General features: G+C 50.9%; 15 protein-coding genes. 11 read left to right on the top strand and 4 right to left on the bottom strand.

Translation table 11 applies throughout. The annotated features are described in order from the left end of the window. Positions 1-121 precede the first annotated feature (121 nt). The 6 genes from AK95_RS27865 (at position 122) to AK95_RS33930 (ending at position 9,523) form a co-directional block, all read left to right on the top strand. On the top strand, positions 122-1,750 hold the full coding sequence (locus tag AK95_RS27865; protein ID WP_071223166.1) for an ABC transporter substrate-binding protein: 1,629 nt from the start codon (positions 122-124) through the stop codon (positions 1,748-1,750). A 20-nt stretch (positions 1,751-1,770) separates the two neighbouring features. Then, positions 1,771-3,198, top strand: coding sequence for an alpha-L-fucosidase (locus AK95_RS27860; protein WP_071223165.1), 1,428 nt, complete (start codon positions 1,771-1,773; stop codon positions 3,196-3,198). A 173-nt stretch (positions 3,199-3,371) separates the two neighbouring features. Beyond that, the gene (locus AK95_RS27855; protein ID WP_071223164.1) at positions 3,372-5,036 is read left to right on the top strand and encodes a DUF4091 domain-containing protein; all 1,665 of its coding nucleotides are present in this window, start codon (positions 3,372-3,374) and stop codon (positions 5,034-5,036) included. 373 nt (positions 5,037-5,409) lie between these two features. Then, entirely contained in the window at positions 5,410-6,864 is a 1,455-nt protein-coding gene (locus AK95_RS27850) for an aminotransferase-like domain-containing protein (RefSeq protein WP_071223163.1), read from the top strand. Positions 6,865-7,393: 529 nt separating this feature from the next. Beyond that, the gene (locus AK95_RS33935; protein WP_071223161.1) at positions 7,394-8,311 is read left to right on the top strand and encodes a D-alanine--D-alanine ligase; all 918 of its coding nucleotides are present in this window, start codon (positions 7,394-7,396) and stop codon (positions 8,309-8,311) included. Positions 8,312-8,317: 6 nt separating this feature from the next. Beyond that, the gene (locus tag AK95_RS33930) at positions 8,318-9,523 is read left to right on the top strand and encodes an aminotransferase class I/II-fold pyridoxal phosphate-dependent enzyme (RefSeq protein ID WP_071223160.1); all 1,206 of its coding nucleotides are present in this window, start codon (positions 8,318-8,320) and stop codon (positions 9,521-9,523) included. Here the strand turns inward: AK95_RS33930 and AK95_RS27830 are convergent. Continuing rightward, positions 9,509-10,414 (bottom strand): helix-turn-helix transcriptional regulator, encoded by a 906-nt coding sequence (locus tag AK95_RS27830; protein ID WP_071223159.1) that lies wholly within the window; start codon positions 10,412-10,414, stop codon positions 9,509-9,511. The two genes, AK95_RS33930 and AK95_RS27830, sit on opposite strands and share 15 nt — an antisense overlap. 219 nt (positions 10,415-10,633) lie before the next feature. Here AK95_RS27830 and AK95_RS27825 point away from each other — a divergent pair, with 219 nt between their 5' ends. Together AK95_RS27825 and AK95_RS27820 are read left to right on the top strand one after the other, a co-directional pair. Beyond that, entirely contained in the window at positions 10,634-11,521 is an 888-nt protein-coding gene (locus tag AK95_RS27825; RefSeq protein ID WP_071223158.1) for a sugar phosphate isomerase/epimerase family protein, read from the top strand. A gap of 24 nt (positions 11,522-11,545) precedes the next feature. Next, the gene (locus tag AK95_RS27820; RefSeq protein ID WP_071223157.1) at positions 11,546-12,577 is read left to right on the top strand and encodes a Gfo/Idh/MocA family protein; all 1,032 of its coding nucleotides are present in this window, start codon (positions 11,546-11,548) and stop codon (positions 12,575-12,577) included. Positions 12,578-12,717: 140 nt separating this feature from the next. Here the strand turns inward: AK95_RS27820 and AK95_RS27815 are convergent, their stop codons facing one another. The 3 genes from AK95_RS27815 to AK95_RS27805 are packed head-to-tail and all read right to left on the bottom strand — an operon-like array spanning position 12,718 to position 15,576. After that, complete coding sequence (locus tag AK95_RS27815; protein ID WP_071223156.1) at positions 12,718-13,614, bottom strand: sugar phosphate isomerase/epimerase family protein; 897 nt, start codon at positions 13,612-13,614, stop codon at positions 12,718-12,720. Between the two features lie 49 nt (positions 13,615-13,663). Beyond that, the gene (locus tag AK95_RS27810) at positions 13,664-14,521 is read right to left on the bottom strand and encodes a sugar phosphate isomerase/epimerase family protein (protein ID WP_071223155.1); all 858 of its coding nucleotides are present in this window, start codon (positions 14,519-14,521) and stop codon (positions 13,664-13,666) included. Further along, entirely contained in the window at positions 14,518-15,576 is a 1,059-nt protein-coding gene (locus tag AK95_RS27805; protein WP_071223154.1) for a Gfo/Idh/MocA family protein, read from the bottom strand. The genes AK95_RS27810 and AK95_RS27805 overlap by 4 nt, the downstream gene beginning before the upstream one ends. A 126-nt stretch (positions 15,577-15,702) precedes the next feature. On the opposite strand from AK95_RS27805, the gene AK95_RS27800 reads away from it, so the two are divergent. From AK95_RS27800 to AK95_RS27790, 3 genes are all read left to right on the top strand, one after another. Next, positions 15,703-16,560, top strand: coding sequence for an AraC family transcriptional regulator (locus AK95_RS27800; protein ID WP_071223153.1), 858 nt, complete (start codon positions 15,703-15,705; stop codon positions 16,558-16,560). A gap of 227 nt (positions 16,561-16,787) precedes the next feature. Beyond that, complete coding sequence (locus AK95_RS27795) at positions 16,788-18,551, top strand: glycerol-3-phosphate dehydrogenase/oxidase (RefSeq protein ID WP_071223152.1); 1,764 nt, start codon at positions 16,788-16,790, stop codon at positions 18,549-18,551. Between the two features lie 337 nt (positions 18,552-18,888). Further along, positions 18,889-19,701, top strand: a complete 813-nt coding sequence (locus AK95_RS27790) for an HAD-IIA family hydrolase (RefSeq protein ID WP_071223151.1) — start codon at positions 18,889-18,891, stop codon at positions 19,699-19,701. The last annotated feature ends 43 nt before the right edge of the window (positions 19,702-19,744 follow it).

Below are 19,744 nucleotides of genomic sequence, written 5' to 3'. Positions count from 1 at the left end.
GAGGTGATGCCGGCACTATAGAATAGGTAATTCCGATGATCGGACACATAGGGGGTATATGCAAAATTACAGCTCGTCATGCGAAGTACGGGCAAGCATTTCATATTAGGGAGGAATTCATTTGAAAAGGTTCACTGGAATAGGTTTAAGTCTGGTTCTCGTGGCAGTGCTGGTTCTATCCGCTTGCGGCAAGACGAGTGAAACAGGAACTGAAGGACCGGCAAGCCCTCCGGGGTCAGAGGGACCCGTTGAACTGTCGGTATTTGCTCCCCAGTCCGCCGGCATCGAGAGTCTCGATGTCAATCCATTCTCCAAGCATATCGAAGAGAAGCTGGGGATTACGTTCAAATGGAATACGACACCCGACGCGGTATTTAACGATAAGAAACTGCTGATGCTGGCAAGCGGTGACTATCCGGCGCTCATTATGAATGCCGGCATATCCAAGGCGGATCAGATCAAGTACGGTATGCAGGGGGCCTTTATTCCCTTGAATGATTTAATCGACCAGCATGCACCTAACATAAAAAAAGCGATGGAGGAAGTCTCCTATTTAAAATCGGCGATGACCGCGCCGGACGGAAATATATACGCGCTTCCGAAGGTGAACGAGTGCCTGCACTGCACGTATGGACAGCGGATGTGGATCAATACGACCTGGCTTGAGAAGTTAGGTCTAGCGATGCCAACCACGACCGATGAATTTTATCAAGTGCTGAAAGCCTTTAAAGAGCAGGACCCGAACGGGAACGGCAAGGCCGACGAAATTCCGATGACTACTTCTCTTGATGTGTGGGGAGGAGGAGTTGATGCCTTTTTGATGAATGCTTTTATATATAACAATGGCACGACCTATCTAAGCGTGAAGGATGGCAAGGTGATTCTGTCCGCGGCTGAGTCCGAATGGAAGGAAGGCTTGAAATATCTCAGCAAGCTGTACAGTGAAGGACTGATTGACAAAGGAGCGTTTACGCAAAACGGCGATGCCGTCAAGCAGCTCGGGAACAAAGCGGACAATGTGGTCGGCGCCGTTGGTTATGCGCTGATCAGCAGCGTGCTGGAGCCGACCGACGCGAAGCCCCGTCATAAGGAATACGATGTTGTTCCGCCGCTGAAAGGACCGAACGGCGTGCAGCTTGCAGGTTATAGCGTCGGAGCAGGAGACGGATCGTTTGTCATTACGAACAAAGCGACGGAGGAGCAGCGGATCGCGGCCATTAAGCTGGCGGATTACCTGTTCTCCGAAGAAGGCACCGTGATGACTTCCTGGGGTTTTGAAGGAGATGGATGGCGGAAGGCGGAGTCCGGCGCGCTTGATTACAACGGCGAGCCGGCTGCATATGAAGCGCTGAAACGGGATGTGCCAGAGGGATCGCTTGACGTAACCTGGTGGCAGCTCGGCACGATGCTGATGGTGAATTCCCTCCGCGAATCCTTTGTCGCTCCGGAAGATCCGCTCGGAAACGGAGCCTACGAATATCGCTTGTGGCTGGCTGCGAAGAAATACGAGCCTTTTGCCCAACCGGAGCTTGTGTACCCGACGGATGTGTTCATCGATCCGAAAGACGCAACCTTTATCGCGCAGATTCAGAAGACGATTCAGGATTACGTGAAATCGAATCTGGCCCAATTCGTTACCGGCAGCAAGGATATCGAGAAGGACTGGGATGCCTATGTCAGCGGATTTAAAGGATTGCAGCTGGATAAGTATCTGGAGATTCATCAGAAAGCATTAGACAACCAAGGATAGAGGTATAGGAGGTTTATCGCTTGCACAATTTCATTGAATACGCGGCCAATATTAAGCCCTCGGAACGTCAATTAGCCGTCCAGGAGATGGAGTTCTACGCCTTCTTTCATTTTACCATCAATACGTTCACGGATATGGAATGGGGCACGGGAAAAGAAGATCCGGCCCTGTTCAATCCGGAGCAGTTGGATGCGGATCAGTGGGTGCGCGCTTGTGTCAGTGCCGGTATGCGCGGCTTGATCCTGACCTGTAAGCATCATGACGGGTTCTGTTTATGGCCGAGTCAGTATACGGAGCATTCCGTGAAGAGCAGCCCGTGGCGAAACGGACACGGGGATGTGGTGAAGGAGGTTGCCGATGCCTGCAGGAGAGGGGGAATCAAGTTCGGCATCTACTTGTCCCCCTGGGACCGGCATGAACCGTCGTATGGGGATTCGCCGCGGTACAATCAATTTTTTCTGAATCAGCTAAGAGAGCTCCTGACCGGCTACGGCGAGATATTCAGCGTCTGGTTTGACGGCGCCTGTGGTGAAGGTCCGAATGGCAAGCGTCAGGAATACGATTGGGAGTCGTACTACGCCCTGATTCGGGAACTGCAGCCGAATGCCGCCATCTCGGTATGCGGACCGGACATTCGCTGGTGCGGGAATGAAGCGGGGCAATGCAGGGAGTCGGAGTGGAGCGTCGTTCCGGCGTCGCTGCGTCAGAATGAAGCGATCCAGGAAAAGTCGCAGCAAACCGATGACCGGGAGTTTGCGCGCCGCTATGAATCGAGCGAAGAGGATCTCGGCAGCCGGAGCGTCATTCAGGGCGAGAAGGAGCTGGTATGGTATCCGGCCGAAGTCAATACCTCGATCCGTCCCGGCTGGTTCTACCATGCGTCCGAAGACGATAAAGTCCGATCGCTGGAAGAATTGCTGCATATTTATTACGGCTCGGTTGGCGGCAATGCCACCTTTCTGCTCAATATTCCGCCGGATCCCCGCGGACTTGTTCATGAGAACGATCTGCAGCGTCTGCAGGAACTGGGTGACGCCATTCGAAATACATTTGAAACCAATCTGGCTGCTGATGCGGATGTTACGGCATCCGAGACGAAGGCGGGGCTGGAGGCTCGATTTGTTGTCGATGGCAGAAAGGATACGTATTGGAGCCCTGAGGAGGGCACGGAATACGCCGTAATTGAGCTGGACCTTGGGCGGGCGATCGATTTTGATCATATCGTATTGGCTGAATACCGGTACGGGCAGCGGATCGAGCGATTCGAGCTTGAATATATGGAAAACGGGAACTGGCACACGATTCAATCCGGGACGGTAATCGGGCGCAAACGCATCTGCCGCTTTCCCGCTGTACGGGCTCAATATATCCGGCTTACCATTTTGGAATCGAGATGGTGTCCGCGTCTGTCCGGCTTTGAAGTATATCGGAGTTCGACGGATTGGTGAAAGAATTCTAACATTCGGCGGAATTTCGGTATGGTGCGATAATAAGGCGGCCATCGCAAAAGGGCGGTGGCTCCTTTTGTTCGAAAACGCAAAATTTACCTTCCGTTCCATCCAGATTAGTGTAAGATGTACGTGAAAGTATCCCATTTCATTGTAGAGAGGATGTAACCTGCATGAGCCATTCCGTATCATTTGAGACCCGGCTGTTAAGCTCTTTGTCCAAAGTATTTGCCGATGAAGAACTGTCCCAGGCCTCGTATGACAGAGGGTCTTCGTTTGGCAATGAGACGTACTCGTTTCAAGTTGCATACCGTTCCAATCGTTTGTTAAAAAACATCCGGGTTCACCTGCAATCATCATTGAGTGATCGGATTACCATCCGTTCTGTAGGCCTGGTTCCATCGGAGCTGCCTACGTATCATGATCATGATGAGTTTATCTTAAGAGCTGCCCCCGGGCTGTATCCGGACCCGTTGCTGCCTCTGGCATCAGAGCCTGTTGTAACCGGATGCCCGAACCAGTGGAGAAGTCTGTGGTTTACGGTACAACCTGAGGGTGAGATCAAGGGCGGTACATATGAAATCCGGATCCGTTTTGAAGCGGAATCGGGCGAGTCGCTTGGAGAAGAGGTGTTCACGCTCGAAGTGATACCGGCAACCTTGCCGGACCAGACGCTGATTCATACGGAATGGTTCCATGCCGATTGTTTGGCGAACTACTACGAGGTGGAGATATTTAGTGAACGGCACTGGGCGTTGATCGGTCAGTTTATGCAGACCGCCGCTCAGAATGGCATCAATATGATCCTGACCCCATTGTTTACGCCTCCGCTGGATACGGAAGTGGGGGGAGAACGGCCAACGGTGCAGCTGGTTGACGTCGCCGTAACCTCGGATGGAGCGTATACGTTTGGTTTTGATAAGCTGGACCGCTGGGCAGACCTGTGTGATTCTAATGGGATTCAGTACCTGGAATTTTCTCATCTTTTCACCCAGTGGGGAGCCGGGCATGCGCCGAAGATTATCGCTAATGTGAACGGAAAGCCCGAGAAGCTGTTCGGATGGGAGACGGATGCGACAGGAGAACAGTATCATGCCTTCATCAGACAATTCATACCGGCCCTGACCGGCTGGATTGAAGGCCGGGGACTTAAGCAGCGCTGCTATTTCCATGTTTCCGATGAGCCGTCCGTGTCCCATCTGGAGGCTTACGGTCATGCAAGCCGGCTGATGAACGAGCTGCTGCCGGATTACCCGATCATTGACGCGCTCTCCGATATTTCGTTTTATGAGGAAGGGCTTGTGAAGCGCCCGATTCCTGCAAGCAACCACATCGAGCCTTTCTTGGATCAGGAGGTAACGCCGCTGTGGACCTATTATTGCTGTTCCCAGTACAAGGATGTGTCCAACCGATTCTTCAATCTGCCCTCGGCAAGAAACCGGATCATCGGGATTCAGTTGTATAAGTTTAACATCGAGGGATTTCTCCACTGGGGATATAACTTTTGGAACTCGCAATACTCGAAGCGCGCCATTGACCCGTTCAAGGTGACGGATGCGGATTGCGGTTTTCCTTCCGGAGATGCTTTCGTGGTATATCCAGGCGAGGAAGGACCGATCGAATCCATTCGGCTGAAAGTATTCCAGGAAGCGCTTCAGGATTTGAGAGCGCTTCAGCTGCTAGAGACGCAGATCGGCAGGGAGGCTGTGCTCCAGGCGCTGGAGGAAGGGCTTGACGAGCCGATCACCTTTAAGGCGTATCCGAGGGAGCAGGAGTGGCTGCTGTCGAAGCGGCAGTGGATCAACGATAAGATCAAGGAAAGTTTGGTTGTGAAGTAACCGCACCGGCGCTTACGACATATAAAGCCTATTCATCATGGTCAATCAGACCGCATAAATTCTATGCAAAAACGGCCCCATTTTCCTTTGAGAAGGTGGGGCCGTTTTGATTTGCATCACGATTTGTTTTTCTCGCCAGATGAATACCAAGCATGTTCTTTCTTGCTTGTGCATGACCTCGTATGGTTCCATGATAAAGAGAAAGTGTATGTATTCAGGTATACCGGCGCAAAGGGCAGTCCGATCTAGAGATGACATAGCCTGGGTTCTGCCAAGATTATCGGCAAACCACGCCCGAGGCGAAAGAGGCCTGCTGTGGTTCTAGTGGTGCCGCCGAAATTATGCCATCATTAGAGCAAGGGGGAAATGAACGATGTATTTGGATTTCAAGTTGGCGAATGACCGCCCGGCGTACATTCAAGTCAAGGATTACATGAAGCGCTTGATGACAACCGGGGCGCTGCAAGCCGATCAGAAGCTCCCCTCCACGCGTGAGCTAAGCGCGCTGTTTCGAGTGGGCCGTAATACGGTGCTGAGCGCATACTCGGATTTGGAGGGCGAAGGCTATATCTATGCGGTTAAAGGGCAAGGGCACTTTGTTGTCCCTTCGATCAGCGGAGCACCCATGCAGCCCGATGGCAAACGGCTGGATTGGGGGCCTCGCCTGAATGAATACGCCAGGCTTGCGGAAGCCAATGATCTGATGAAACACGGCATCCGCGCTGAGAAGGGCTCTATATCTTTTACCAGCATCGCCCCCGATGAGAAGCTGTTCGATCTGCCAAATGTCAAGCGCGCATTTTTGGACCGAATGTCGCTTGAAGGTGATGTACTTCTTAACTACGGTTACGCCAAGGGTTATAAACCCCTTATCGATTACCTCCTCCGTTATATGGAGAACAAGGGCGTGAATATTCAAGGTAAGGATATGCTGATCACCAGTGGTTTTACGGAAGGCTTAAGTCTGGTGCTATCCGCCCTGAACAAAGGGCATGGCCGCATTCTGTGCGAGAATCCCACCCATCATACAGCCATAAAAAATTTTAAAATGCACGGGTATGCCATTACCGGCGTCGAGATGGAGCCAGACGGCATCAGCCTGACAGGGCTTGCACGCGAGCTGTCGGAGCGGACGTACGACATGGCCTACCTTGTGCCTTCCTATCATAATCCTACAGGAATCGTCATGTCTCACCAGAAGAGGCTGGAAGCGCTCCGGCTGCTGAATGAGTACGAAATTCCCGTTATTGAAGATGGTTTCAACGAAGAGCTGCGCTATTCGGGCTCACATATCGCGCCTCTTGTTGCATGTGCAGGCGGCGAGAACAACAGCGTGATCTATTTAGGCAGCTTCTCCAAGATTCTGTTTCCCGGCCTGCGAGTCGGATGGGTGCTGGCCGACAAGACCTTGATTCATTATTTGGAAAGCGTAAAGCGCGCCCGGAGCATTCATACGTCGACCCTGGATCAGTCCCTGCTCTTTCAATATTTGTACAACGGCAACTTCGAGAAATATTTAAAGAGAGCGAAGGCCGAGTACAAGCGAAAATATGAGCTTGCGATCCGCTGCTGCGAGGAATGGCTCCCGATGGAGCGGTTGTCCGGTGACGGCGGGCTTCACCTGTTCGTTGAATTCGGTCCCGGCTTCCGGACTCGGGAGCTGCTGGAAGCCTGCTCAGCCCAGGGCGTGGTATTCACGCCGGGCGACATTTTCTTTACCGATGGCGGCGGCCATCACACCATGCGTCTTGGATTCTCCCGCGTCTCCGATGAGAACATCGAGAAGGGGATCCGCATCATCGGCGAGGCTGCGAGGAAGCTGATGTAAACGGGATGGAACGGAGATCGAAGAATCATCCGCATGCGGAGTGATGATTAACATACAAAGAATACTTCTCCGAGAAATCGTGGGCTGCAACGGAGAAGGCGGAATTATTCTGTAGAAGCGAAGCGTTCTCCTTTGCTTTCGGATTTCAACAAATGAATATTCAAATCAGCAGAAATCTGATGGCAACAGAGATCGGAAGAATAATCCGACTGCGGAGTGATGATCAGCTTGCAGGGAAAGCTGGTTTGTGGAAAAGATCTTTGACTTCAACGGAGAAGGCGGAATTATTCTGTAGAAGCGAAGCGTTCTCCTTTGCTTTCGGATTTCAACAAATGAATATTCAAATCAGCAGAAATCTGATGGCAACAGAGATCGGAAGAATAATCCGCATGCGGAGTGATAATCAGCTTACAGGGAAGTTGGTCTGAGAAAAAGATCGCTGGTTGCACGGAGAAGTCGGAAGAATCATCCGCAAGCGGAGTGATGCATAGGCAATCAGCTTGAAGAAATTATTTAGGAGGTCTACATCATGAAAGTTGGCGTCATCATGGGAGGCGTATCCTCCGAGCGGGAAGTTTCGCTCATGACCGGCAAAGAGATGATCGCTCATCTGGATAAAAACCGCTACGAGGTTTATCCGATCGAGATTAACGATAAACGCGAGCTGATCAGCAAAACCGAAGGCATCGATATGGCTTTACTTGCCCTGCACGGGCAATACGGGGAAGACGGGACGGTGCAAGGCACACTCGACTCCCTGGGCATTCCGTATACTGGCAGCGGCGTTCTTTCCAGCAGCGTCTGCATGGATAAAGATTTGAGCAAGAAGCTGCTGCGGTACGAGGGATTGACTACAGCCGATTGGATCATGGTCAGCAGTATGGAGGAGTTGGCCGCCGCTGACGTGGAGGGACTCGGTTATCCTGTCGTGGTGAAGCCGAACGCAGGCGGGTCCAGTGTTGGTACTCGGATCGTGCGTGATACGCCTGCCCTTGCCTCCGCCGTAGAAGAGGCATTGCGATGGGACCGCTCCGTGATGATCGAGCAAATGGTCGAGGGAGAAGAGATCACTTGCGCGGTTTTGAACGGTGAGATGCTCCCGATTGTGTCCATCAAGCCGAACTCCGAATTTTTCGATTATACATCCAAATACGAAGAAGGCGAGGCGGATGAGCAAGTGATTGAGCTTCCCGCCGAACTTCAGCAGCAGGTGCTCACGGCTGCGCTTCAATGCTATAAGGCGCTGAAGTGCAGTGTGTATGCCCGGATCGATATCATCCTGAAGGAAGAGATTCCGTATATTTTGGAGGTTAACACGCTCCCGGGTTTAACGAAGAACAGTTTGCTGCCCAGAAGCGCGGAAGCGGCGGGCTATTCGTTCAGCGCACTTTTGGATGCCATCATTGAAACTTCATTATCGGAACGAAAAAGCGAAGGCAAGGAGTAGAAGCATATGAATACAACGAGCAGCTTTCTAACATCAACGGTGCAAGTCATGCCGCCTTCCGGCATCCGGCAATTTTTTAATGCGGCCGAAGCGGACGATGACGTCATTTCTCTCGGTGTGGGGGAACCGGATTTTGTGACGCCTGCATGTGCGATTGAGGCCTGTAAACGAGCTCTGGATCATGGCCGCACGATGTATACGCCGAATGAAGGGCTGATGGAGCTAAGGGAAGAGATTGCGAAATATCTGGATACCGGGTTCCAGCTGCAATATGAACCGTCGAGGGAGATACTGGTCACGGTTGGCGGCAGCGAAGCGATTGATCTTACGCTGCGGGCGCTCATTTCGCCGGGGGATGAAATTATTATTCCCGTGCCGGGATATGTCGCTTATGCTCCTCTTGTGCAATTGAACGGGGGAACTGTTGTTGAACTGGAGCTTTCCGCAGAACATAAGTTCAAATTGACTGCGGATGCCCTGCAGAAGTTGATTACCCCCCGGACGAAAGCAATCGTTGTTAACTTTCCAAGCAATCCGACAGGCGCTGTGATGACCTACGAGGATTGGCTGCCGATCGCCCGCCTTGCGGTTACGCACAATTTGGTGGTGATTTCAGACGAGATGTATGCCGAGCTTACCTACGGCCGCACGCATACCAGCATTGCTTCGCTGCCTCGGATGCGGGAGCGCACCATCGTCATCGGCGGATTTTCCAAAGCCTTTGCCATGACGGGCTGGCGGGTCGGTTACCTCTGCGGCGATTCCCGCCTGGTGAGCGCCATGGTCAAGATTCATCAGTATACCGCGCTCTGCGCGCCCATCATGGGGCAGATTGCGGCTCTCGAATGTTTAAGAAATGGACTCGGGGATCGGGATGTGATGAAGCAGGCTTATGATGAACGCAGAAGGATGTTTGTGCAGGGTCTGACCGATATCGGCCTAAGCTGCCGCGATCCTCAGGGTGCTTTCTACGCATTCCCCAGCATAACCGGAACGGGTCTGGGCTCCCAGCAGTTTGCGGAGCGATTGCTTCGAGAGGCAAAGGTGGCCGTTGTTCCCGGTCATGTGTTTGGCGCCGGGGGCGAAGGCTTTATTCGCTGCTCGTATGCCGCTTCGCCCGATCAATTGAGCGAAGCGCTCGATCGAATGGATCGCTGGCTTAGGACGCATGCAGGTGCTGACCATGGCCTGCACACCTTACAGAATTCTTGAGAGCTTGCGGTAATCGGTAGCGGTAATCCCCTCCAGTCTGCGGAAGATTCGGCTAAAATAATGAATATCCGGGTATCCGACCCCTTCGCCAACCGCTTCGATCGAGATATCGGATTCCCGGAGAAGCCGGCGCGCTTCGCGGTGGCGAACGGATTGCACAAATTCACTTGGCGGCATCCCCGCAAAGCGTTTAAACAATTTGGCGGTATGATCCGGGCTTAACATTAAATGCTCCGCAATCACTTTGTTGCTCCAGTCTTTGGCTGGAGTTCTTTCGATTTGAGACATCAGTTCAATCAGTTTGGCATCGTGCGGTGACGTTTCCGTCAAGGCCTGGGAAGGATGCGTCCGAAGCAGTTGAACCAGCACATCCAGCATCAGCCCTTTGCAGGCAAGCTCATAGCCGGAGGGACGCAGGGTGAACTCCTCCACGATTCGTTCCATCATCTGAACGCAAGGCAGCGGGGGGGTGTATATGACACGGGAAGAGAGCGGGGGAAAAGCGGAGGATACCGCTTCATGCGCGAATTTATCCGTATCCAGCACGGCTTCATTCACGATCATATCCGCTTCGGTCTGTATGTCCAGCTCATCAAAGAAATCAAAATGAATCCCCAAAAATCGCGCGTCAGGATGGGAGACCACCTCATTCTGGTGGTAAACACCGGACGGCAGGAAGATCAGTTGACCGGCTTCGATGCGATAGCGGTTCCCGTACATCGTTGTAGCGGCTTCCCCTTGGTATACATAGAGCAGTTCAAAATCGTATAACCTGCGCTGCGGGAGTGATCCCGTCGCCATGCGTTGAAACTGCGCATAGTGAATGCAGGGTGACCATTCGCGAAAAGGCGCTTCGCGTTTTATCGGAAAATTGAGGTCCATCTCGCTCATCGTAAACTCACTCCAAAATGTTATTAAGAGATAATAAATAGAACGGAATAGTCCAAATAATCACTTTTCTATCTAAATCATTTGGTGGAATATTTATTTATTATATAAGTATTATTACATCCAAATGGTTTATTTACAACTTGACGGAAAAAGTCAAATGATGTGTTTCAGAAAACGAGTGTTACAACATCAACCTATTGATTCTAGGAGGGATTCACGATGAAGAAAGGGATTAATATCTGGTCGTTCCCGGGAGATGCTTCCATCTCCGACTGCATCCGATTGGCAAAGGAAGCCGGGTTTGAAGGAATCGAATTGTCATTAAACCAAACAGGAGAGCTCGGCCTTCAGGCTGGCGATAAAGAGGTACAGGCCATAACGGAACAGTTGAAAGAAGCCGACCTGGATATCGCGGGTTTGGCGACAGGTTTGTATTGGGAATATCCGATGACCAGTGATGACCAGGCTGTCCGTGAGAAGGCCATGGATATTTGCAAGAAGCAGCTGGAGCTCGCGTCCGCTTTCGGAGTGGATGCCATCCTTGTGATTCCGGGGGCGGTCGGTGTCGATTTTGTTCCTGGTTCAGCAGTCATCGATTACGAATATGCCTACGAGCGGGCTCAAGAATCCATTCGTAAGCTGGTTCCTTACGCGGAAAGCGCAGGCGTTGCCATCGCGATCGAGAATGTATGGAATAAATTCCTGCTGTCGCCGCTGGAATTGCGGACCTTCATCGACGAGATCGGTTCCGATTATGTCGGCTCCTATTTCGACGTAGGCAATGTTGTGCATAACGGTTATCCGGAGCACTGGATTCGGATTTTGGGTGAGCGGATCAAAAAAGTCCATTTCAAAGATTACCGCAGACAGGCAGGCGGATTGCACGGATTTGTCGACCTGTTGGCAGGAGACGTTAATTATCCGGCCGTTGTTGAAGCGCTGCGCTTGATCGGCTATGACAACTATGTTACGGCAGAGATGATCCCGGCGTATACCCACTACTCGGAGCAGATCATATTTAATACATCCAATGCAATGGATGCGATTCTTGGACGTACGCCAACTTTGCGCAAGCCGGATGCCCGCCAGCATCAGGGCCAATCATAACAAGGGATAACGGAGGGAATAAGGATGCTGAAAATCGGAATATTGGGATTTGGTTTTATGGGGCGCATGCATTTCGACAATTATGTTCGACTAGCCGAAGAGGGTGCGGACATCCAGCTGGTGGCGATTTGCGATTTGCGCATCGATGAGCTTAAGGACAGCAAAGCCAACGGCAATATGGCGACCGAGCGTGATGTATACGACCTGGAGCCTTATCATCTGTATGACCATGTGGACAAAATGCTGGAGCATGAAGAGCTGGATATTGTGGATGTATGCCTGCCGACTTATTTGCATGCGGACATGTCCTGCATGCTGTTGGAGCGGGGGATTCACGTCATGTGTGAGAAACCTGTCGCAGGCAGCTCCGAGGAAGCCTGGCGTATGGTAAAAACAGCGGAGCGCACAGGAAAAACGCTCATGATCGGACAATGCCTCCGTTTCTGGCCGGCTTATGAATATTTAAAAGAATGCGTAGAGGACGGTCGTTATGGAAGCATCGTTGCAGGCGAATTCTTCCGGGGATCGGAGCCGCCTCAAGGCTGGTTCCTGGAAGGAGACAAGAGCGGTGGCTGTATCACGGACATGCATGTGCATGACGTGGATATGATTCATTGGCTTATGGGCAAACCGGAGCGCGTATCGACTTTCGCCAAAACGATTATTAAAGGAAGCTCGTACGATATCGTATCCACCCACTACAGTTTCCCGGATGGCAAAGTGATTAACGCGCATGCGGATTGGACGCTGCACGGCGAACACGGTTTTTATATGGGTTACCGTGTGAATTTGGAAGAGGCAACGCTAGTGTTCGAGAATAATGAACTGAAGGTGTACCCTGAAGACGCCCCGGGCTTTACGGCTGAGCTGTCCGATGATTCCGGCTATTATCGTGAACTCCGGTATTTCATTGAGCACGTTGCGCAAGGAGAGCCGGTCACGGTATGTACGCCTGAGAGCGCTGCCGGTTCGCTGGAAATTATTGAAGCCGAGATTCGTTCCGCAAAAGCGAACGGCGCCCTGGAGACGGTATCTGGGAAACAAGTGGTATCTTAAATTCACTGAGTAGGACAATATAAAACGAGGCCAATCAGGTTATTCCCTGATTGGCCTTGTTTAGTTCATGAGTTCACTGCATCCTATTCAAGCAATAGCATTGACGCCCTGCAGGAGACACTGAATGAATCGTGTACATGTTAAGCTCTGAATGTTTTCAAGAAGTCCACGGCAAGCTTGATATCCGCTTCCGGATTGGCTTTCACTTCACGTTCGATGGTCAGATACCCCGTATAGCCAATATCCTTGAGAGCTTGCAGGTAAGCATTCCAGTTCACGCCGCCTTCGCCAAGCGGCACTTCACGGAACTTCTCGCCCGATTCCGCCATATCGGCAATTTTGTCATGGTCAAGGGCAGGTGCCTCGTATCCGAAATCGCCGTATACATCACGAGGGTCGATATAGTCAGCCAGCTTGATTCCGTCCTTCGCGTGTGTATGAACGATATAATCCTTCAGGTTGTACACACCCTGAACCGGATCGTCTCCAGTGACCATGACCATATTGGCTGGATCAAAGTTAACGGACACACCGTTGGAACCCAGACCATCCAGGAATGATTTCAAATGAGCCGAAGGCTCCGGACCTGTCTCGATGGCAAAGAATGCGTCCATGGACTTCGCGAATGTGCTAAGCTCCAGGCAAGCTTTGTGCATCGTTTCATATACGCGGCCGTTATGATCTTGCGGCACGATACCGATATGCGTGGTGATGATATTGGTTCCCAGCTCCAAGCCGAGCTCCATGATTCGTTTGGATTTCTCGATTTTAGCCGCATTCTCAGCAGGGTCCTGGAAGCCGTGTCCGCCAAGGTCACCCACGAGGGCGGAGATTTCAAGTCCCAGTGAATCGATGTAATCCTTCAATTCTTTTCGCGCCGAAGCAGAGAGGTTGGCCGGATCCATTTCGCCATGGACGGCATAGATCTGTACGCCGTCTGCTCCGACTTCTCGGGCTTTAAGAAGGCCATCTCTTACTCCAACCCGAAAGCTGTCAACAATAACGCCAATTTTGTTAGGCATGATAGGCTTCGACATCCTAATTTCCCCCTTATATCATCCTTGTGTCATCCATCGTCCGTATAACTTAAACCTCATTCCAGGTTTTACGGAGATATTCCAATCCAAACTTAGCTCCCGTACGGCAATCTTCCATCCCTTCGAATTCAATCGAGATGTAGCCGTCATAACCGGATTCCTTCACGATGCGAACGACTTCCGGCATATCGATATCGCCTTGGCCGACAATCGCGCCACGCAGCCAGTTGCCGCTGGAGGTGTTAAACCAACCGGATCCAGGCGCGCGGTGAGCCGGGCGATAATAGAAGTCCTTGAAGTGAACCATCGATGCCAAGCCGATGTTGTTCTTGACAGCCACAGTCGATACCTCATCTGCACAGAGGAAGTTTCCAATGTCCAGGGTTGTTTTGAAGTTAGGGTGATTAACGGTCTGAACGAGCGCTTTGACGCGATCGCTATGTTGAATGAAATAGCCATGGTTCTCCACGCTGGTGGTAATGCCGCGTTCTGCCGCGTAATCGGCAATGATGCGGCAAGCATTCGCCAGACGGGGAAGTTCCTCCAGGAAATGCGTGATGGACAAGTCCTTGGAAGAGCCTACGTCGTGGCGCATCAGCTTAACGCCAAGCGCGGCAGCAATGTCCACTTCGCCTTTAACTCTTTCAATCTCCGCTTCATATGCAGTATCATCCAATTCCGCAAAATTGGCGCCGATGGCATAGTTGGAGATCTCAAGCCCTTTGGAAGCGGCATGGGATTTAATTGTATCGATCAACTCCGGCGTTTCCTTCAGGTTAAAGCCGAGCGGAACGATTTCGATATGCTCTCCGCCGATTTCTGCAACGTAGTCGATGACATCAGTAATGGTCATTTCGCCTTTATTCATGGCCTGGTACAGGCTGTATGAGCTTATTCCAAGTTTCATAAGAGAACCTCAACCCCTTTTTCGGCGGATTCATAGATCCCGCACAGAATCTTCATGATCTCAACGCCGTCTTCCACCGGGCTGAGAGGTGACGTGCCGTTCTCGATGCTGGAAATGAAATGATCAACTTCGCTTTGGAAAGCTGCGTTGAAATCGAAACCTTTGTTGTCCGTTTGAGGCTGGATGTTGATGATGGTATCGTGTTTCTCCGTTACGATGACCACTTCTGGATCAATCTCGAATCCGCCCTTGTCTCCATACAATTTAACGGATTGCAGATTCTCCTTCGAGTGCAGCGTGAAGCTGACGTCCACCAGCAAAGAGGCGCCGTTTTCAAAACGGATCATCGCATTCGCCATATCCTCAACCGTGTTCTTCTCCGCGTCATAGTCAGCCGCTTTGTAGAAGGAGAGGTTGCGAACATTAGAGCGATTCCCCAGCTTTCGGTATGTATTGGCGCTGACGGAAACCGGTTTTGGACGACCCATCATGTACCAACACAGATCAATGACATGCACCCCGATATCGATGAGAGGTCCGCCGCCGGAACGTTCAATGTCAGAGAACCAGCCGCCTGGATTGCCGAGACGACGAACGGAGGAAGCCTTCGCGAAGTAGATCTCCCCGAATTCACCCTTGTCTGCAAACTCGCGGAGCATCTGAGCGTTAGGGTCGTAACGTCTTACGAAGCCGACCTGAAGCAGTTTGCCGGAAGATTTAACAGCTTCCTGTACTTGAAGCGCTTCCTCAACGGTACGGCAGAGAGGTTTCTCAACCAGGACGTGTTTGCCCGCATTCAGTGCCGCAATGCTGATTTCGGCATGCGTATTGTTCCAGGTACAGATGCTTACTGCATCGATTTCCGGATCAGCCAGAAGTTCGTTATAATTGGTGTAGACTTTGGTAGCACCGTATTTTTCAGCTGCACGCTGTGCTCTTTCTTCATTTAAATCGCACACGGCGAGCAAATTCGCGTTCGCATGTTTCTCATAGGATTGCAAATGCATAGCAGAGATCGATCCCGTGCCAATGACGCCAACATTAATAGATTTCATGAGTTCACTCCTCTGAATTTACTGCATTACACTTTCGTATTATAATGCTTTTAGAGGAAGACACCATGATAAACCGTGCTGTTTGTTTGTACAATTGTGCTGTCTTACTGGAAGGAGATCAGAACATTGGACAAAACACTGCGAGAACCGATGACGATGCCGGATCCTCAGTTTCCGATTAAGGTTCATCGTTGCGAGTTTGATGGCCGGGGACAGGTATTATTTAATCATCACTGGCATGAGCATCTTGAAATTCTATATTTTGTTTCGGGGGAAGCGACGCTGGAATGCGGCTCGTCCACCTTTACCGCCAAGGAAGGCGATATGATCGTCATTAACCGGAATGAACTGCATTACGGCCTCAGCCAGTCGGACCATTTGTTTTATTATGCGCTAATCGCAGACTTCTCGCTGCTGCAGAGCCATTCCCTGGATGCGCCCGAGATGAAATTCATCACGCCGATCACCCAGAACCGGCTGATCTTCGAGAACCGAATCAGCGGGGATGATGCGCTAGCCTCCATGCTGTCTATCATTCATGAGCTGGAACAGCGGGAATTCGGTTATGAGCTGGCCGTCAAATCAGAGCTGTATCGGCTGCTTACGCTGCTTGTTCGAGGTTATGTAGCGACGGTTCTTACCCTGGATGAGTACGTAGAGCGGATGAAGAATGTGGAGCGGTTTGCCCCGATATTCAAGTATATCGAAGAGCATTACCGGGAGGATTTATCAGTGGAGCTCCTATCCGGCATGGCGGGTCTCAGCCGCTTTCATTTCAGCCGGCTGTTCAAGGAGATCAGCGGCCGGACCGTGACGGAGTATGTAAATGAGACGAGGCTCAACCGGGCGGATTATCTCCTTCGCGAGAGTCCGCTTACCGTATCCGAAATCGCGGCTGCGACCGGGTTTAATGATATTTATTATTTCAGTCGAACCTTTAAGAAATATAAAAGCATGGCTCCATCGGCATTACGAAAAAAGTGAGAATCGGCTTTAACGGTTCTGAATAGGCTCCATGTAGACATAAGTATAAAAGCAACCTATAATGAATAATCATATTTATTGCATAAAGTGGCGGAGATAACGGAGAACCCTTTTGCTTAAATGCGTACTGTATTTGGTATGCATTTTTAGCAGAAGCGGTTCTTTTTTTGAAATTTTCTTATGATGGAATAGGTTCCTTATTTTAAATTCAGAGAGGAGAATGACAGGTGGACACAAGCTTATCCGCCAAGATGCGGACCCAATATTTGCAGGACATGTCGGCAAAAAAGCTGGATGTGCTGGTGATTGGCGGGGGTATCACGGGTGCGGGAATTGCTTGGGACGCCAGCTGCAGAGGGATGAGCGTCGGATTGGTGGAAATGAATGATTTTGCTTCGGGAACGAGCAGTAGATCAACGAAGCTGATTCATGGCGGTCTTCGGTATCTGAAGCAAGGAGAGATCGGCTTGGTACGTGAGGTGGGTTCTGAACGGGCACTGCTTCACCGGAGCGCTCCGCATCTGGTGGAGCCTATTCCCATGCTGCTCCCAATTTATAAAAAAGGCACTTATGGTTATTTTGCCAGCGCGATCGGATTGTATCTGTACGACTGGCTGGCAGGAGTCAAACGCAGCGAACGGCGCAAGATGTTCCGGCGCGAGAGAACCTTGACCCTTGAACCGCTCTTTCGAAAGGAGGGATTGAGAGGTTCCGGTTATTATTATGAATACCGAACCGACGATGCTCGATTAACGGTGGAAGTGATGAAGTCTGCAAGGGCCAAGGGAGCGCTCATCGCGAATTATGCCAAAGCCCAGGAATTCATGTATCGAGGAGGAAAAGTAGTAGGAGCTCAAGTAGAAGACCAAGTGAGTGGCAAGACCTATACGATAAACGCCAAAAAGATCATCAATGCCGCCGGGCCATGGGTGGATCAGGTCAGACTCAAGGACAATTCGCTCAAGGGAAAGCGCCTGCTCTTAACAAAAGGCGTTCATCTGGTGGTGGATCATGCCAAGCTTCCCATACGGCAGGCTGCTTATTTCGATGTGCCGGGTGGCCGAATGATTTTTGTCATTCCAAGAGAGGGTAAGACCTACATCGGAACGACTGATACCGTTTACGAGGGGGCGATTGAGACGCCTGGTATTACCGAGGAGGATCGGCGATATCTGATCGATGCGGTGAATCATGCTTTCCCGAAGTCAAGTCTGGGGGCGGACGATATCGAATCCGGTTGGTCGGGCTTACGGCCGCTCGTCCGTGAGGAAGGAAAGGGTCCTTCGGAAATATCGAGAAAAGATGAGATGTTTATATCCGATTCCGGTTTGATCACCATTGCGGGCGGAAAGCTGACCGGATTTCGGAAAATGGCCGAAAAGGTAGTGAATCTTGCAGCCAGACAGCTTCAAGACGCCGACGGCACCATCTATCCTCCTTGTACGACGGATCGGGTTCCCATCAGCGGGGGCGACCTGAACGGCCTTACCTATGAGGAGGTTCAGAAGAAGTTGATCAAGCAGGGTAAATCCCTTGGTATCAGGCCTGAAGACATTCTGAGCCTCATGAACAGGTATGGCTCCAATACGATGGAGCTGATGAACCGGGTCGCTGCCTCTTCGCAGGAAGCGGAAACGACCGAACTTCGATTGTTACGTGCGGAAATCGAGTATTCCATTGAATATGAGATGACGATGACCGCAGTCGATTTTCTGTTAAGAAGAACGGGCTGGTTATTATTTGACAGGCAAAAAACCGAGCGGACCATTGCTCCCGTCATGAGGCTGATGCGTGAATATTTAGAGTGGAATCAAGAGGAAGTCGACAGGCAATGCGAGCTGCTGCAGGATCAATTGCAATTGGCATGGGGCGTGGCGGAAGGCAGCAGGATAGAACGGTTTACGGATCTGCCGGATTTGGAAGACGTCGCAGGATCGCGTTCCGACCAGGAAGCCGGGCATTCCTCCGTCGTGTCGGCGATGAATCGATAGGGATCTTATTTATCAGGATCATCTTGTCAAATGTAAAATGTGGATGTAGTATAACCATATAAAGTTATAGAGCTGGGCAGAGATGATGAGAAGCCCTTTGCATAACGAGAACTTTCATTTGTGATGAATGAAGGCTTTTTCAATGCAAAGTGCTTCTCATTTTTTTGTATCCGCATGGAACCGCTTGTCCAAGGACTAAAGGGCATGGCACCGTCATATGTATACTTTACGGATGGGGACTGTGGGTCCATAACAGAACTGATCTGGCCAGAACATGTCCAATTTATGTTTACAATCGGGCGAAATTACAGATTGAACATGCAGAGGAGAACGAAACATGGATCATTATTCAGGGTATATTTTTGATTTGGACGGTACGATTTATCTTGGGGCTGAGGCCATTGATGGTGCGGTGGAGACCATTCATTATTTGCAGGGACTGGGTAAGAAACTATTGTTTTTGACCAACAAAACGATAGATTCCAGGGAAAACTATTTGAAGAAATTAAGGAAGCTTGGCATCCAAGTTGAGCTGAACAACATATTGAATCCTGCGCTCGTTACGATTCATTATCTTCAGAAGCATCATCCGGGCGCAAACGTGTATGTCATTGGCGAGGATATATTGAAGAATGAGCTGCTGGACAATGGAATACGATTCGCCTCAGCGCCGGAGGAAACCGACGTTGTGGTTGTATCGTGGGACCGGGATTTTCACTACCGCCATCTTGATTTTGCATATCAGGCGATTAAACGGGGTGCGGATGTGATTGCCACCCACCCGGATCGAACATGTCCGATGCCTGGCGGCGATGTCCCGGATTGCGGCGGTATGATCGGTGCCATCGAAGGCACCGCCGGCATTACAATCACGACCGTCATGGGCAAGCCCTCCGTCTTGACGGCATTAATAGCTCTTGATATTTTGGGAGTGAAGGCCGAAGATTGTCTGATGTCAGGGGATCGGCTGGAGACGGATATCAAGATGGGAAATCAGGCAGGGATGAGTACGGCGATGGTGCTGACCGGCGTATCGAGCAGGGACGATCTGATGGACAGCAGCGTGAAGCCCACCTATGTATTGAATTCGGTCTACGATATTTATCTCAGCGGTACTGCCGTGAAGCAGGCAGATGAAGCAAGGTCATGAGCATGAACAAAAATATGCCGGGGCAACGGGAGAATTGGAGATG

It is taken from the genome of Paenibacillus sp. LC231 (assembly GCF_001860525.1).
Taxonomy (GTDB): domain Bacteria; phylum Bacillota; class Bacilli; order Paenibacillales; family Paenibacillaceae; genus Paenibacillus_AQ.
Note: the sequence above shows the minus strand (reverse complement) of the source record. Positions and strands in the feature narration are given on the sequence as shown.

What these genes read in the sequence shown, in the direction of transcription:
- AK95_RS27825 (WP_071223158.1), top strand. Translation starts at nt 10,634, where the DNA reads ATGAAGAAAGGGATTAATATCTGGTCGTTCCCGGGAGATGCTTCCATC.
- AK95_RS33935 (WP_071223161.1), top strand. Translation starts at nt 7,394, where the DNA reads ATGAAAGTTGGCGTCATCATGGGAGGCGTATCCTCCGAGCGGGAAGTT.
- AK95_RS27850 (WP_071223163.1), top strand. Translation starts at nt 5,410, where the DNA reads ATGTATTTGGATTTCAAGTTGGCGAATGACCGCCCGGCGTACATTCAA.
- AK95_RS27855 (WP_071223164.1), top strand. Translation starts at nt 3,372, where the DNA reads ATGAGCCATTCCGTATCATTTGAGACCCGGCTGTTAAGCTCTTTGTCC.
- AK95_RS27820 (WP_071223157.1), top strand. Translation starts at nt 11,546, where the DNA reads ATGCTGAAAATCGGAATATTGGGATTTGGTTTTATGGGGCGCATGCAT.
- AK95_RS27810 (WP_071223155.1), bottom strand. Translation starts at nt 14,521, where the DNA reads ATGAAACTTGGAATAAGCTCATACAGCCTGTACCAGGCCATGAATAAA.
- AK95_RS27805 (WP_071223154.1), bottom strand. Translation starts at nt 15,576, where the DNA reads ATGAAATCTATTAATGTTGGCGTCATTGGCACGGGATCGATCTCTGCT.
- AK95_RS27790 (WP_071223151.1), top strand. Translation starts at nt 18,889, where the DNA reads ATGGATCATTATTCAGGGTATATTTTTGATTTGGACGGTACGATTTAT.
- AK95_RS27815 (WP_071223156.1), bottom strand. Translation starts at nt 13,614, where the DNA reads ATGTCGAAGCCTATCATGCCTAACAAAATTGGCGTTATTGTTGACAGC.
- AK95_RS27830 (WP_071223159.1), bottom strand. Translation starts at nt 10,414, where the DNA reads ATGAGCGAGATGGACCTCAATTTTCCGATAAAACGCGAAGCGCCTTTT.
- AK95_RS33930 (WP_071223160.1), top strand. Translation starts at nt 8,318, where the DNA reads ATGAATACAACGAGCAGCTTTCTAACATCAACGGTGCAAGTCATGCCG.